This is a genomic window from Pseudonocardia sp., from assembly GCF_050250275.1.
Lineage (GTDB): Bacteria > Actinomycetota > Actinomycetes > Mycobacteriales > Pseudonocardiaceae > Pseudonocardia.
Genome location: NZ_JBFWOY010000007.1, coordinates 146,344 through 161,498, shown reverse-complemented (window position 1 = coordinate 161,498; position 15,155 = coordinate 146,344). Strand labels below are relative to the sequence as shown.

The following is a 15,155-nucleotide window of genomic DNA, read 5'->3' as shown; positions in this document are numbered from 1 at the left end:
CCGTCGCATGGCGGTCCGGTGAACTCCCCCGGCCCCGGCCCCGGCCCCGCCGCAACCCGGTTGCAGGAACCCCGGCCGGCGCCTGGCAGCACGACGCCCCCGGTCCGCGGGGACCGGGGGCGTCGTGGGCGAGGCGTCAGGACTTGCGCTTGACGATCTCCTCCTGCAGCTGCGGCGCGACCTTGAACAGGTCGCCCACGACGCCGAAGTCGGCGATCTCGAAGATCGGCGCCTCGGCGTCCTTGTTCACGGCGATGATCGTCTTCGACGTCTGCATGCCGGCGCGGTGCTGGATCGCGCCGGAGATGCCCAGAGCGATGTAGAGCTGCGGCGACACGGTCTTGCCGGTCTGCCCGACCTGGAACTGGTGTGGGTAGTAGCCGGAGTCGACCGCGGCGCGCGAGGCGCCGACGGCGGCGCCGAGCGAGTCGGCCAGCTTCTCGACGAGCTCGAAGTTCTCCGCCGAGCCGACACCGCGGCCGCCGGAGACGACGACGCTGGCCTCGGTGAGCTCCGGGCGGTCGCCGCCGGTGAGCGGCTCGCGCGCGGTGACCGTGGCCGAGCGGCCGGACGACGAGGGGACCTCGACCGACTCCTCGGCACCGGCGCCGTCGGCCTGCTCGATCTCGATCGAGCCCGGGCGCAGCGTGATGACCGGGTGGTCGGTGTTCGCCTTCGCCTCGGCGATGTAGGCACCACCGAACACGGAGTGGGTCACGCCGTCGGGCGAGACGCCGACCGCGTCACCGAGCAGCGCGGAGTCGGTGCGGACGGCGAGCCGGCCCGCGATCTCCTTGCCGTCGGCCGACACCGAGATCAGCACGGCCGCCGGGTTCGCGGACTCGACCAGGGAGGCGAGCACCGCGACCTGCGGGGTGAGGAAGTCGGTGGAGTCGGTCTCGGCGACGTAGATCTTCGCCGCGCCGTGGGCCTTGAGCCCGTCGGCCAGCTTGCCCGCGGTGCCGGCGGGGCCGACGACGACCGCCGACGGCTCGCCGATGCCGCGCGCGGCCGTCAGCAGTTCGTAGGTGCTCTTCTTGATCTCACCCTCGACGTGGTCGACGAGGACCAGGACCTCAGCCATGGGTTTCTCCTGTTCCTTCGCGGGGTCAGACGAGCTTCTGGGAGACCAGGTACGCGGCGATCTTCGCGCCGCCGTCGCCCTCGTCCTCGACCTTCTCGCCCGCGCTCTTCGGCGGCTTGGGCTGCGAGCTGGTGACGGTGGACAGCGCGTTGGCGAGCCCGACCTGCGAGGCGTCGATCCCGGCGTCGGCCAGCGACAGCGTCGAGACGGGCTTCTTCTTGGCCGCCATGATCCCCTTGAACGACGGGTAGCGCGGCTCGTTGATCTTCTCGTTGACGGAGACGAGCGCGGGCAGCTCGGCGGTCAGCTTGGTCACGCCGTCGTCGGTCTCGCGGGTGACGCTGACGCTGCCACCCTCGACGGTGACCTCACGGGCGTGGGTCAGCGCGGGCAGGCCGAGCAGGTCGGCGACCATGGCGGGGACGGCGCCGGAGCGGCCGTCGGAGGCCTCGTTGCCGGCGAGGACGAGGTCGTAGCCGCCCTCGACGGACTCGATCAGCTTGGCCAGCGCCTTGGACGTCTGCACCGCGCAGGAGCCGTGCAGGGCCTCGTCGGAGAGGTGCACGGCCTTGTCGGCGCCCATCGACAGCGCCTTGCGGATGGCGTCGGTGGCCCGGTCGGGGCCCATGGCCACGACGGTGACCTCGGACCCGTCGTTGGCCTCCTTGAGCTGGAGGGCGGCTTCGACGGCGCGCTCGTTGATCTCGTCGAGCACGGCGTCGGTGGCCTCACGGTCCAGGGTGCCGTCCGAGCCGTCGAGCTTGCGTTCGGAGTAGGTGTCGGGCACCTGCTTGATCAGCACGACGATGTTCATCGGACCTCTTCGACCTCCTGCCGGTGCGAGAGCCGTGCCCGAGTGGTGCACGACCCGTACGTCGGTCTCCGCCGCCCGGAGCGACTCACGGAGCGCGGCACGTGCAGCCGCGGTTCGAGGTCACGGACGGCGTTCCCGCGTCGGTTGCCGAGCAGCCGTTGCGCGGGGGGTGAACTCTCCGTGGCCATTGTTACCGGCGGGTTCTGGCCGGGCAAACGGTCGTGGGGTGAGAGTCCTCACCAATCAGTAAGACATTTGAGCTTTCACAGCGGTTAGACGGCCGTCACGATCCGCCTCCGACCCGGGCGCGGCGGGCCTGTCGACGGTAGAACTGAGACCTCGCCGGGGCCGTTCCGGCGGACCGACGCAGGCGGGGGTGCCACGTGCTGGTGACCGGCTTCGACGACCGCACCGGCTGCGGATACGTGCTCCGGACGGGCCCGCACACCGTCGACGACGGGTCGGGCGGCACTCCGGTGGAGGACCGCGGCGTCACCGTGCTCGCCACCCCGGAGCTCGCCGTCGCGCTGCGCGACGCGCTCGCCCACCACCCCGTCGCGATGCTGGGCTGGTCAGGGCCCGAGGTCCCGCTCACGTTGGCCGACGACGTGCTGCTCGGCTGGCTCACCCACACCGTGGGCGGGGTCGTCACGGTCGAGGGCGCGCCGACCGGCTGACCACTGGAGGATCCTCCTAACCGGGGTCGCCGCAGCCGGTGCGCTTCGTCGTTTCGACGGCTGGTCGCCACGTCGGCCCGGCCGTCATCGTGGGTCGCGTCACAGCCGACCGACGACCCCCTGCGAGGTGCCTCGTGCGCGCCCGTCCCCCCACATCCCCGGCCGCGTCGAAACGGCGTCATCCCGTCGACGAGGTACTGCCCCCGGCGAAGCTCGCCGTGTACGGCTTCCAGCACGTGCTCGCCTTCTACGCCGGCGCGGTCATCGTGCCGATCCTGCTGGCCGGGGCCATCGGGCTGAACGAGCGCGAGCTCATCCACCTCATCAACGCCGACCTGTTCACCTGCGGCATCGCCTCGATCATCCAGTCCGTCGGGTTCTGGAAGATCGGGGTCCGGCTGCCGCTGCTGCAGGGCGTCACGTTCACCGCGGTGTCGCCGATGATCGCGATCGGTCTCGCCGCGGGTGGTGGCACCGACGGCCTGCTCGTCATCTACGGCTCGGTGATCGTCGCCGGCCTGTTCACGTTCCTGATCGCCCCGGTGTTCGGGAAGCTGATCCGGTTCTTCCCGCCGGTCGTCACCGGGACCGTCATCACCATCATCGGGCTCGCGCTGCTGCCGGTGGCCGCGGCCGACGCCGTCGGCGGGGCCGCCGACCCGCATCCGGAGGACTGGCGCAACCTGGCGTTCGCGCTCGGCACGCTCGCGCTGATCGTCGTCATCCAGCGGGTGTTCCGCGGGTTCATGGCCACGGTCGCCGTCCTCGTCGGACTGGTCGCCGGCACCCTGGTCGCCTGGGCCACCGGGTTCGCCACGTTCTCCGCGGTCGCCGAGTCGTCCTGGTTCGGGGTCACGACGCCGTTCTTCTTCGGCATTCCCAAGTTCGGTGCCGCCGCGATCGTCTCGATGATCGTCGTCATGCTGATCACCGCCGTCGAGACCACCGGTGACGTGTTCGCGACCGGTGAGATCGTCGACAAGCGCGTCGGGCGCAACGACGTGACCCGCGCCCTGCGCGCCGACGGCCTCGCCACCACCCTGGGCGGCGTCCTCAACTCGTTCCCGTACACCTGCTTCGCCGAGAACGTCGGCCTCGTCCGGCTGACCCGGGTGAAGAGCCGCTACGTCGTCGCCGCCGCCGGCGTGATCATGATCCTGATCGGGCTGGTGCCCAAGGCGGGCGCGGTCGTCGCGGGCATCCCGCACCCCGTGCTCGGCGGTGCCGCGCTGGCCATGTTCGCCACCGTCGCGGTCGTCGGCTTCCAGACGCTCTCGCGCGTCGACTTCCACGACCACCGCAACGTCGTCATCGTCGCGTCCAGCGTCGGCCTGGCCATGTTCGTGACGGCCCAGCCCGACGTGGCGAAGGCCCTGCCCGGCTGGGCGCAGATCATCTTCGGCTCCGGCATCACGCTGGGCAGCATCACCGCGATCGTGCTCAACATCGTGTTCCACCACGTCGGACGCGGCCGCGGACCGGCCGTGGCGGGCACGCCGAGCGAAGGCTCGATCCGGCTCGAGCAGGTCAACCGGATGAGCCGCGAGGAGTTCGTCGCGACGTTCGGGCGGCTGTTCCAGGGCGAGACCGCCGTCGTCGGACACGCGTTCGACCGCAGGCCCTTCGCCGACACCGACGCCCTGCGCACGGCGTTCCAGGAGGCGCTGTTCGCCGCTCCGCGCGAGGAGCAGCGCGCGCTGATGGCCGAGTACCCCGACCTGGGCGGTCTCGACATCGACGAGGACTCCGAGCGCGACCAGTCCAGCGCCGGGCTGACCCGCCTCGCCGACGAGGACCAGGAGGAGTTCGAGTCACTCGCCGCCACCTACCGCGAGCGGTTCGGCATCCCGCTGATCGTCTGCGTCCGCGACGCGCACAACCGCGACCACATCCTTCGCGACGGTGCCCTGCGCCTGACCAACTCGCCGGCCCAGGAGCACGCGGCCGCGCTCATCGAGATCGCGAAGGTGGCCAACCACCGGTTCGCCGACCTCGTGGCCGACGCCAACCCCATCCACAGCGCGCGGACGTCCTGGACGAAGAGCGCGCGATGACGGTGCAGCGGTTCAACGAACTGCCCTCCGCGGAGGCCGAGCGCGTGCTGCTGGCGTGCTGCTCGGCCCCGCGCTGGGCCCGGGTCGTCGCCGCCCGCCGGCCGTTCCCATCGGTCGACGCACTGCAGGCCGCGGCTGCGGACGCGTTGCGCGACAGCGACCTCGACGACGCCCTGGCCGGCCACCCCCGCATCGGGGACCACGTCGCCTCCGGTGTCTCGGCGCGGGAGCAGGCCGCGGTGACGGCAGCCGGGGACGAGGTGCGCGACGCGCTGGCCGAGGGCAACCGGGCCTACGAGCGCCGGTTCGGACACGTGTACCTGGTGTGTGCGAGCGGGCGCAGCGCCGAGGACCTGCTCGCGACGCTGCAGTCCCGGCTGGCCAACGACCCCGCCACCGAGCGCAAGGTCGCCCTCGGGGAGCTGGCCGAGATCAACCGCCTGCGGCTGCGGGAGCTGGTGGCGTCGTGAGCCTGTCGACGCACGTCCTCGACGCGGCTACCGGCGCTCCGGCGGCCGGTCTCCCGGTCGTCTTCGAAGGCCTGGAGCGGGTGACGGATGCCGACGGCCGGGCCCGCTTCGACGACCCGCTCGTCCCGGGGACCCGGCGGCTGGTGTTCGGCACCGGTGCCTGGTTCGGCGACCGGCCCCACTTCCATCCCGAGGTCGTCGTGACCTTCACCGTCACCGACCCGGCGGCACACCTGCACGTGCCGCTCCTGTTGTCCCCCTTCGCCTACTCCACCTACCGCGGGAGCTGAGACCATGACGATCACGCTGGGCGCCAACCAGTACGGCAAGGCCGAGAACCGCGTCGTGCGCATCTACCGCGACACCGCCCGCCACGAGATCCGCGACGTCACCGTGTCGACGTCGCTGCGCGGCGACTTCGCCGCCGCCCACCTCGACGGCGACCAGGCCCGGGTGCTGCCGACCGACACCCAGAAGAACACCTGTTACGCCTACGCCAAGGAGAAGGGCCTGCGCGAGATCGAGCGCTACGGCCTGGACCTGGCCCGCCACTTCGTCGGCGACGTCGAGCCGGTGACCGGGGCCCGGGTCGCGGTGGACGAGCTGTTCTGGGACCGGGTGGAGGTCGGCGGGCGGGGCCACGACCACACCTGGGTACGGCGTGGCCCCGAGGTGCGCACCACCGTCGTCACCGTGGACGGGACGGGCGAGCAGGTCGTGTCCGGGCTGAAGGACCTCGTCCTGCTGAAGTCGACGGGTTCGGAGTTCGCGGGCTTCCTCACCGACGGGTACACGACGCTCGCCGAGACCCACGACCGGATCATGTCGACGTCGCTCGTCGCCACCTGGCGGTACACCGGCACCGACCTGGACTGGGACAAGGTGTGGGGCGACGTGCGCCGCATCCTGCTCGAGCAGTTCGCGCTCGTGCACTCCAAGGCCCTGCAGCAGACGTTGTGGGAGATGGGCCGCGCCGCCCTGGAGGCGCACCCCGAGATCGCGGAGATCAGCCTGTCGGCCCCCAACAAGCACCACTTCGTCGTTGACCTGTCCCCGTTCGGCCTGGACAACCCCAACGAGGTGTTCCTGGCGGCCGACCGCCCCTACGGCCTGATCGAGGCCACGGTCACGCGCTCCTGACCCGGCGTCGAGACCAACGCCAGTGCTGTTCGTCGTGCCCGGAACAGCATTGGCGTTGGTCTCGACGATCGCATCCGCGGTCTCGGCGATCGCAGTCGCAACGCTTCGGCGCCGATCCGCCGCCGGCGGGGCGGATGGCGTTCCAGAGTGGCCCGCGTGGTGCTCGACGAGCCGTTCCGCGCGAGTGCGGCCGTCGCCGCAGGAGCGGTGACGCGCGCGCAGCTGCGGGGCCCGCGATTCCTGCGGCTGTTCCCCGACGTGTTCGTCCGCGTCGGTGACCAGCCGCCCGACCTGCTGCTGCGCTCGCTGGGAGCGGCGCAGCTGGTGGCGGGTCGGGGGGTGCTCGGTGGCTGGTCCGCGGCCCGGCTGCTCGGGGCCGACGCCGCGCCGCGGGACGCCCCCGCCGAGGTCGTCGTGCAGCAGGAACAGCGCACGCACCCGGGGCTCCTGGTCCGTCGGGAGGTCGTGTCGGCCGAGACCCGGACCGTCCGGGGCTGCCGGGTGACGTCGCCACTGCGCACCGCCTACGACCTCGCACGGAGGCTCCCGTTGGTCGAGGCGGTCGTCGCTCTGGACGCCATCGGTCGGCTCCCGCACGCCGGCTTCGTGCCCGACGACCTGTTGCTGCGCAGGGAGTTCGGCGCCCGCGGCGTCCGACGCATCGAGCAGGTCGTCGAGCTCGCCGACCCGCGGGCCGAGTCGCCGATGGAGACCCGGACCCGGGTCATGCTCGCACTGGCGGGGCTCCCGCCACCCGAGGTGCAGTACGAGCTGCGCGACGCGGACGGCCGACTGATCGCCCGTTTCGACCTCGCCTACCCGCAGGCCCGGCTCGCGATCGAGTACGACGGGGCCGGCCACGACGAGTTCGGGCCGCGTGGACCTGGACAGCGCGGCCTCGGCTACGACGACCGCCACCGCGACCTGCGCACCGGCGCCCTCGGCTGGCGCACGATCCGCCTGACCGCAGCAGACCTGACCACCCGCCGCACCGAGACCCTCGCGGCCATCCGCGCCCACCTCCGCGCGCCGAGACCAACGTGAGTGCGGTTCTCGGCTCCGCCGACGACACAGGCGTTGGTCTCGGCGCACGACCAACAGTCGGCGAGTGCCACCCGAGGACGGGCTCGTCGTCGTGGTCAATCGGGACTGCCCGACGTGTCAACTCGTCTCGCCCGTGCTCGCCGCGCTGCCCGGGCTGGCCGTCTGGTCGCAGGACGATCCCGCGTTCCCCGCTGGGCTAGACGTCGGCGACGACCGCGACCTCGACGTCAGCGTCGGGCTCGACATCGAGACCGTCCCGACCCTGATCCGCTACGCCGGCGGCGTCGAGACCGGGCGGACCGTCGGCTGGTCGCGGGCGGCGTGGCGGGAGCTCACCGGTGTCGACGACCTGGGGGCCGACCTCCCCGAGCACCGCCCCGGCTGCGGCTCCCGCACCCTCGACCCCGACGTGGTCGACGACCTGCTGGTGCGTCGGCGCGGGCACCTCCTGACGTCGCGCCACGTCGAGGTCGCCGCACTGGAGGACGAGGCCGAGGCCATGTTCGACCGCGGCCTCACCGACGGGCTGCCCGTCGTCACCCCGACGCCGGTGCGGGTGCTGCGGATGCTCGCGGGCACCTCCCACGCCCCCGACGAGATCGTCGCGACGGTGCCGCCCAACCTCGTGCCGGTGACCGTCGAGAAGATCGCGGTCAACGCCGTCATGGCCGGGTGCAGGCCGGAGTACCTGCCCGTCGTCCTCGCCGCCGTCGCCGCCGCGTGCAGCGAGACGTTCAACGCCCACGGCGTGCTCGCGACCATGTGGAACGCCGGGCCCGCGATCCTCGTCAACGGCCCGGTCGCCGCCGAGATCGGGATGAACTCCAAGGGCAACGTCCTCGGCCAGGGCAACCGCGCCAACTCCACGATCGGCCGCGCCCTGCAGCTGGTGATCCGCAACGTCGGCGGCGGCGTGCCGGGCGGGGTCGACCGGGCCACGTTCGGCAACCCCGGCAAGATCGGGCTCTGCTTCGCCGAGGACGAGGCCGGGTCGCCGTGGGAGCCGCTGTCGGTGAGCCGCGGGTTCGCGCCCGGCACGTCGACGGTGACGGTCTTCGCCGCCGAAGGGCCCGTCGGCATCCTCGAGCAGCTCTCCCGGACACCCGAGTCGATCACCCGCTCGCTGGCGTCGACGCTGCGGGTGGTGGGCCAGCCCAAGACCGCGCTGTTCTTCGACGCCACCCTGCTGGTCGGGCCCGAGCACGCCCGCATCTACGCCGAGGCCGGCTGGGACCGGACGCGCGTGCTGGCCGCGCTCGACGAGGCCCTGCTGCTCGACCGCGCCGACATCGAACGCGGCGCGCACGGCATCGAGGACGGGATGCCGCCCGGCCCCGAACCGCGGCTGCCGAAGTTCCGGCCCGGCGGGCTGCTCCTCGCGCACGCCGGTGCGAACGCCGGCCAGATCTCGACGATCCTCGGCGGCTGGGTCGGCGGCCCCGCCGGCAGCTCCCCCACGACCCTGGAGGTGGACCCGTGGCGCTGAACGGCTCCGTGGTGTTCCTGGACCCGACCGACGAGACCCGCCCCGCGGCGCGCACCGCGATCGGCCGGCCCGCAGGCCTCGACGGCCTGCGCATCGGGCTGCTCGACATCAACAAGGCCCGCGGCAACGTGTTCCTCGACCGGGTCGAGCAGCTGCTCACCGGCCGGGGCCTGGCCGTGGCGCGCTACGCGAAGCCCACCTTCACCCGGCCCATGCCGCCCGACCTGCGCCGCGAGATCACCGCCCGGTGCGACGTCGTGATCGAGGCCCTCGCCGATTGAGGCTCGTGCACGTCGTGCAGTGTGCACGACTTCGTGACGCTCGAGTCCGCGGGCGTGGTGGCGGCGTTCGTGGCCTCGGTGGAGTTCGTCGTGGCCGCCCGGACCCAGGCCGCCGCCCTGGGCTACGCCGCGGTGCCCTCGGTGTTCGTCCCGCACCCGATCCAGGACCGCACCGACGCCGAGCTCCACGCCCTCGCGGACGGGGCGCTACCGGACATCCTCGCCGCGGTCACCGCGCCCTGACGCCGCCTCCACCCGGGCGGCGGTGCCGCCGACGGATACCCACCCGTCCGGCGGAGCCGCGCCACGGACGGAGCAGGATCGTTCGGGGGCGAGCGGTGAACGGGTGACACATCGCGGTGTACCGGTAACGATGCGCATACGTCCCACCGAACCTCACAGCAGGCATACGGCGCGACGGTGCGCCGGTGAGCGGAGGAGACCGGCCGTGCGCGACCGAACGGCGACCGATGACCGGGCCCGACGGCTCCTGCCTGCCGCGGTCGCGGTGTCCGCGTTGGCGGGGCTGGTGGTCGGGCAGTCGTTCGGCAACGCCCGCGCCCACCGTGACCGCGCCCCGCTCGACGCGATGCTCGACCGCGCGGGCCGGCTCGACCTCGGCACCGGCCGGATCGTCGACCCCGCCGGGCACCCCTGCGGGATCGTCGATCCCGACGGGACGGTGCGCGACCGCACCGGCCGCCGGCTCGGCGACTACGACGACGCCTCGGCGACCTTCCGCGACACCGCGGGCCGGGTGGTGGGCACGGTCGACGAGCAGACGGGCCGGCTGCGACCGCCGTGAGTGCGGTGGTGCGCCCCGGCGACGCGACGCCCCCGACCACCCGCCGCACGCCGACGATCGTCGCCCTCCGCGCCACCTCCGCTCAGCGGGCCTCCGGCGCGGTGAGGGCCCCGTCGACCACGAGGCGGGTCAGCTGGGCGCGGTTGCCGACGCCGAGCTTGGTGAACACCCGGCCCAGGTGGTATTCGACCGTCTTGGGGCTCAGGAACAGCATCTCCGCCGTCTCGCGGTTGGTGGCTCCTTCGGCGACGGCCAGGCACACCCGCAGCTCCTGGGCCGTCAGGGTCGTCGTCGCGGCGGGCGCCTCGCTCGGGACGCGCCCACCTGCCGCCCGCAGCTCCGCCCGCGCCCGCTCCGCCCACGGCCGGGCACCCATCCGCGTCAGCTCCTCGACCGCGGGCGCCAGGACGTCACGGGCCGTGCGCAGCCGCCGGGCGCGGCGCAGGTGCGATCCGTAGAGCAGGGCCGTCCGCGCCCGTTCGACGGGCAGGTCGCGCTGCTCGTCCATCGCCGTCGTGTAGAGTTCCGGCCACGCCGCGTCGCCGAGCAGCGCCCGGCAGCGGGCCGCGACCGAACGCGCCCACCGCGACCCCGTACGCGCCGCGACGTCCTCGAGCGCGGCGAGCGCCTCGCGGGCCTCACGACCCCGGCCGGCGCCGTGCAGCGCCTCGATCCGGTCGCCCTGCCACGGGACGCTGACCGGGGCCACGAGCCCCGCCGCGGCTGCGGCCGACGCCGCCTGCGCCAGGTGCTCGGCCGCGACGGCGGGCCGGCCGAGCCCCAGCTCGAGCAGCCCGAGGGCGTGCGACCGGTACAGCGCGACGCTGCGCTGGCCGCCCTCGTCGACGGCCTTCGCCGCGGCGGCGGCCAGGGCGGTCGCGGACACCTGGTCGCCCTCGAACGCCGCGGCGCGCAGGCGCAGCGCGTGGGCGAACCCCCGTAGCAGCCCGAAGCCGAACTGCTCGTCGAGGTCGATGGCCTCGTCCAGGTCGGCTTTCGCGCGCTGCAGCTCACCGGTGTGGAAGCAGACGTCGGCGCGGACCATGAGCGGATACGGCACCAGGGTCGGCGAGCCGGAACGGCGCAGGTCCGACACGTGGCTGTCGGCATCGGCCCGGCACTGTGCGAACCGTTCCATGAGCATCAACGTCTGGGTCCAGGTGTGCGGGTGCATCGGGAACCGGGATCGTGCGGCGACGCCGTGGACCTCGTGCGGGTAGCGGCGGATCGCCTCGTTGTCGCCGGAGAGGTCGCCCATCATCGCGAGCCCCCAGGTGTGCCGCTCGGCGAGCAGGTAGCCGATGACCGGGTCCGAGACCCGCAGGTGCGTGGCCCGTTCACTGATCTCGGCGGCCTCGGCGAGCCGCCCGAACGACCCCAGGACGGTCGAGAGCTGCGACGCGACGAGCGCGGCCAGCTCCGGTGCGACCCCGGCGAGCTCGTCCATGGTGTCGCGCATCATCGGCACCGCGGCCAGGCCACCCATGGTCCACATCGCCGCGGAGGCACGCAGGGCCAGGGCGCGCCGGCGCTCCTCCGTCGACATCCCGGTCGCGAGTACGTCGAGGACCAGCCGCTCGGCGTCGTGGCGGCGGCCGGCGATCAGGCAGACCTCGGCGGCGGCGACCCGGCGCCGGTCGCGGGCGGGTCCCTCCGGGGAGAGCTCGGCGGCGCGGGTGCGGGCAGCGGCGCCGGCGGCGGGTCCGCCGCGGCGCTCGGCCTCCTCGGCGGCGCGGTCGAGCGCGGCGGCGACCTCCTCGTCGGGGACGGCGACGGCGGCGGCCAGGTGCAGTGCGTGGCGCTGGGCGTCGCCGTCGGCACCGGCGTGGGCGAGTGCGCGGTGCACCCGGCGGCGGGTGGCGGGTTCGAGGCTGCCGTAGGCGGCCGCGCGGACCAGCGGGTGCGGGAACGCCGGACCCGACCCGCCGACGACGAGCAGCCCGGACCGTTCGGCGGGGGCGAGCCGGTCGGCGGTGAGCCCGAGGTCGGCCAGCGCGGCGGGCAGCAGTGACGCGCCCCCGGGACCGGCGGCGGCGACGGCAGCGAGGGCGAGCCGGGTGTCGGGCGGCAGCCCGGCGAGACGAGCCCCGAACAGCGCGGTTCCCCGTTCGCCCAGTGGCAGCGGGTCGGGCAGCGGCACCCGGCCCGCGAGCTGCGCCGCGGTCAGGGTGCGGGCCAGCTCGGACAGCACCAGGGGGTTGCCGTCGGTGGCGGCCCGCAGCGCGCCGGCGACCGCCCGCGGTACCTGCGGCCCGAGCAGTGCGCCGACCGCGTCGACCGACAACCCGGGCAGCACGCGGCTCGGCCACGGCCCGGCGACCCGGCGCCGCCGCACCGGGCGGGTGGTGACGACGACGGCGACGGAGTCGGCCCCGAGGCGCCGGAAGGCGAAGGCCAGGACGGTGCCGGAGAGGTCGTCGACCCAGTGGGCGTCGTCGACCAGTACGAGGACGGTGCCGTCCTCGGCGGCCCGCGCGATCAGCGAGAGCGTGGCTCCACCGAGGACGAGGACGTCTCCGGCGGGGCCGGTGCCACCGTCGAGGAGGCCGACGACGGCGTCGCGTTGCGCGCGCGGCAGGTCGGGGACGAGCCCGCGTAGGGGGCGCAGCAACGCGTAGAGCGCGGCGAGCGGCAGGTCGGACTCGCCCTGGACGCCGAGCACGCGCAGCACGGTCACGCCGGACCGCGCGGCTGCGGCGGCGACCTCGTCGCACAGGGCGGTCTTGCCGATCCCGGGTTCGCCGACGATCTCGAGCACCCCCGCGCGGCCGTTCGCGGCATCGGCGAGGAGGGCGTCCACTGTTTCGCGTTCCTCGGCCCGGCCGCGCACGCGGCCACATTAGTTCGGGGCCGATCCCCGTCGGAACCACCTCGAACCGAATTCGCCCAGGCCCGTACGGATCCGGCGGTCCGGCCGGATCCTGTTGTGCGGCAATCATCCTGACCGAAGGTCCTGAACCGGACATGTTCCCTGGTGCCTTACTCCGAATGCGCCGGTCCGCATTCGGCGGACCGGGGAAAACCCCGATACCGCGCGTCGGCGGGAATTCGTAGGTTCGGCGGCGTCCACGACGGAGGGGGTGCCGTGCGGATGCGGCGACGGGAGGGCAGCGCCGGGCGCCGGACCACGACGTCGGAGGGACGGCACCGGTCCGGGGCGCGTGCGTGCGGTGACGCGTCCCGGGCCGGGGAGCAGCGCGCGGTGCGTCGCGCGCTGCCGCGCGTCGGCGCGGCGTGGCCCGCGGCCCGGACCCGGGTGTCGGCGGCGCTGGTCGACCTCGCCTGGGGTGACGCCGCGTTCCTGGCCGCCGTCGCGGCGTGGCACCGGATCGACGCGGCGGTCACGGCGGCGCAGGCGGCCCGGCCGGGCCCGGTGGGGCCGCGCGATCTGGTGTTCGTCTCCGTCGACCCGGCCGACGCGGCGCTCGTCGTCGACGCCCTCGATCCCGGGGTGCTGGGTCCGCTGCTGGGCCGGGCCCCTGCCGGGACGGCCGCGCTGCTCGGTGGGTTGCGCGCGGCGCTGGGCACCGACCTCGGCCCCGACGGCGACGTGCTGCGCGAGTGGGGGGCCGACGGCCCGGTGTTCGTCGTGCCCCCGGGTGCGGCGCGGGCGGCGCACCGGCGGATCGCGGCGCGGGTGCTGACCGCCTGGCCCTCGGCCTGACCGAGCCCCGACCCGCCGGTCCAGCCGCACCCGCACCGCTGTTTCGCGGCCCGTCGAGGACCGTCGGGTTGCGCCGGCCCGGTCAGCGCGCCCGCAGCGCCAGGTAGACGTCCACGCGGTCGGTGAGCGTCGACAGGTCGCGGGCCGTGAGCTCCTCCACCCGCCCGATCCGGTACCGCACGGTGTTGACGTGCAGGTGCAGCCGCTCGGCGGTCCGGCTCCACGATCCGGAGCAGTCGAGGAACGCCTCCAGCGTCTCGACGAGCCCGGCGCCGGTCCGCCCGTCGTAGGCGAGGACGGGGTCGAGGACGCTCGCGGCGAACGCCTGCCGCACCTCGTCGGGGACGGCGGCGAGCAGCGCGACGTGGGAGGTCACGTCGGCCGCGGCGACGACGTGCAGCAGGCCGGGGCGCCCGTGGGCGAGGTCTCGGGCGTGGTGGGCCTCGCGAAGGGCCCCGGCGAGCGCCCCGGCGTCGGCGGGCCGGCTCGTCCCGACCACGAGCGGTGCGGGCAACCCCGGTTCGAGGCGGCGCAGGGCGACGTCGTCGACGGGTCCCGGGACGACGGCGACGGCGGAGCCGTCGAGCACACCGACGACGCCGGGGCCGGTGGCGTCGAGCAGGATCGCCCGGGCCGTCTCGGCGAGGTCCGGGCGTCCGGGGAACCCGGCGACGACGACCGTCGACGGCCCGGTGGCGCGCAGGCCCGCCTGACGCAGCCGCACCGCCGTCTCGGGATGGTCGCCTGCACCGCCGGCGAGGAGGGCGACGGCGTCGTCGGCGATCCCGGACGCGACCCGTTGGCCCTCGCCGCGGCGGGCCCGGTCGAGCGCGGCGATCGCGACCAGCTCGCCGACGGCGTCGGCGACCTCGGACTCCCACGCGTCGAAGCGCCCCTCGGCGGCGACGAACCACGACGTCACCCGTGGCCCGGAGCCGACGGCCAGCACCGAGCAGCCCTGCGCGACGGCGGGCAGCCGGGGGGCGGTGAGGAACGTCGTGACCAGGGCGTCGACGGCGGGGACCGGCGGTCCGGCGACGAGCTGCCCGCTCGCCGACAGCACCCGGCACCCGACACCGGTCGCCCCCGAGACCTGGGCGACGAGCTCGTCGAGGCCCGCTCCCCCGGCGACGGCGGACAGCAGCTCGCGCTGGCGGCCGAGGGTGTGGGCGAGCCGGTCGCCCCGCGCGGCGGTGACCGCGCCGACGACGACCTCGGTGAGCGTCCCGAACGACGTCTCCTCGGGTACCGCGAGCAGCGGGACGTCGTGGCGGCGACAGGCCTCGACGAGGTCGTCGGGGACGGTGTGGAACACCGCCTCCCCCGCCGCGAGTGCGGCCACCCCGGCGGCGGCGATCGTCGCGACGAACCGCTCGCTGTCGCGCGCCTCGTTGCGCCACACCAGCCCGCTGATGACGAGCTCGCCCCCGGACAGGTAGCGGCCGGGGTCGATGAGGTCGGTCGTGTAGACCCACCGCACGCCACGGTCGAGCGCGGCCGTGGACCCGTGCAGCAGCCGCAGATGCAGACCGGAGTGCGCGAGCAGGTCACGCAGGAGCATTGGAGGAACGTACAAGACCCGGGCGTGACGCGGGCCACCGATTCGTGGCGACGGCGACTTATCCGCAGGTCGGCG

14 protein-coding genes are annotated in these 15,155 nt (G+C 74.3%); 10 read left to right on the top strand and 4 right to left on the bottom strand.

From position 1 onward, the window contains the following. Positions 1–136: 136 nt before the first annotated feature. A complete protein-coding gene (locus AB7F12_RS09515) occupies positions 137–1,084 on the bottom strand; it encodes an electron transfer flavoprotein subunit alpha/FixB family protein (protein WP_428500736.1) in 948 nt (315 codons plus the stop codon). Positions 1,085–1,109: 25 nt separating this feature from the next. Next, positions 1,110–1,898 carry an electron transfer flavoprotein subunit beta/FixA family protein gene (locus AB7F12_RS09510; protein WP_428500735.1) on the bottom strand — a complete coding sequence of 263 codons (789 nt, stop codon included), beginning with the start codon at positions 1,896–1,898 and terminating at the stop codon, positions 1,110–1,112. Between the two features lie 383 nt (positions 1,899–2,281). Here AB7F12_RS09510 and AB7F12_RS09505 point away from each other — a divergent pair, with 383 nt between their 5' ends. The 9 genes from AB7F12_RS09505 (at position 2,282) to AB7F12_RS09465 (ending at position 9,855) form a co-directional block, all read left to right on the top strand. Further along, positions 2,282–2,575 (top strand): hypothetical protein, encoded by a 294-nt coding sequence (locus AB7F12_RS09505; protein ID WP_428500734.1) that lies wholly within the window; start codon positions 2,282–2,284, stop codon positions 2,573–2,575. A gap of 134 nt (positions 2,576–2,709) precedes the next feature. Next, positions 2,710–4,629 (top strand): 2-oxo-4-hydroxy-4-carboxy-5-ureidoimidazoline decarboxylase, encoded by a 1,920-nt coding sequence (gene uraD / locus AB7F12_RS09500; RefSeq protein WP_428500733.1) that lies wholly within the window; start codon positions 2,710–2,712, stop codon positions 4,627–4,629. Further along, the gene (gene uraD / locus AB7F12_RS09495; RefSeq protein ID WP_428500732.1) at positions 4,626–5,099 is read left to right on the top strand and encodes a 2-oxo-4-hydroxy-4-carboxy-5-ureidoimidazoline decarboxylase; all 474 of its coding nucleotides are present in this window, start codon (positions 4,626–4,628) and stop codon (positions 5,097–5,099) included. The genes uraD (AB7F12_RS09500) and uraD (AB7F12_RS09495) overlap by 4 nt, the downstream gene beginning before the upstream one ends. Continuing rightward, positions 5,096–5,389 (top strand): hydroxyisourate hydrolase, encoded by a 294-nt coding sequence (locus tag AB7F12_RS09490; protein WP_428500731.1) that lies wholly within the window; start codon positions 5,096–5,098, stop codon positions 5,387–5,389. Before uraD (AB7F12_RS09495) ends, AB7F12_RS09490 begins: the two co-directional genes overlap by 4 nt. A gap of 4 nt (positions 5,390–5,393) precedes the next feature. After that, complete coding sequence (gene pucL, locus AB7F12_RS09485) at positions 5,394–6,239, top strand: factor-independent urate hydroxylase (protein WP_428500730.1); 846 nt, start codon at positions 5,394–5,396, stop codon at positions 6,237–6,239. A gap of 156 nt (positions 6,240–6,395) precedes the next feature. Next, a complete protein-coding gene (locus AB7F12_RS09480) occupies positions 6,396–7,283 on the top strand; it encodes an endonuclease domain-containing protein (RefSeq protein WP_428516467.1) in 888 nt (295 codons plus the stop codon). Between the two features lie 64 nt (positions 7,284–7,347). After that, complete coding sequence (locus AB7F12_RS09475) at positions 7,348–8,769, top strand: thioredoxin family protein (RefSeq protein WP_428517900.1); 1,422 nt, start codon at positions 7,348–7,350, stop codon at positions 8,767–8,769. An 8-nt stretch (positions 8,770–8,777) separates the two neighbouring features. Beyond that, on the top strand, positions 8,778–9,293 hold the full coding sequence (locus AB7F12_RS09470; protein ID WP_428496578.1) for a UGSC family (seleno)protein: 516 nt from the start codon (positions 8,778–8,780) through the stop codon (positions 9,291–9,293). A 205-nt stretch (positions 9,294–9,498) separates the two neighbouring features. Then, positions 9,499–9,855 (top strand): hypothetical protein, encoded by a 357-nt coding sequence (locus AB7F12_RS09465; protein WP_428496569.1) that lies wholly within the window; start codon positions 9,499–9,501, stop codon positions 9,853–9,855. 82 nt (positions 9,856–9,937) lie between these two features. On the opposite strand, the gene AB7F12_RS09460 is transcribed toward AB7F12_RS09465, so the two are convergent. Further along, positions 9,938–12,685 (bottom strand): AAA family ATPase, encoded by a 2,748-nt coding sequence (locus tag AB7F12_RS09460; RefSeq protein ID WP_428496568.1) that lies wholly within the window; start codon positions 12,683–12,685, stop codon positions 9,938–9,940. Positions 12,686–13,057: 372 nt separating this feature from the next. Here AB7F12_RS09460 and AB7F12_RS09455 point away from each other — a divergent pair, with 372 nt between their 5' ends. After that, entirely contained in the window at positions 13,058–13,519 is a 462-nt protein-coding gene (locus AB7F12_RS09455) for a hypothetical protein (protein WP_428496567.1), read from the top strand. A gap of 82 nt (positions 13,520–13,601) precedes the next feature. Here the strand turns inward: AB7F12_RS09455 and AB7F12_RS09450 are convergent, their stop codons facing one another. Continuing rightward, positions 13,602–15,080, bottom strand: a complete 1,479-nt coding sequence (locus tag AB7F12_RS09450; protein WP_428496566.1) for a PucR family transcriptional regulator — start codon at positions 15,078–15,080, stop codon at positions 13,602–13,604. Positions 15,081–15,155: the final 75 nt, after the last annotated feature.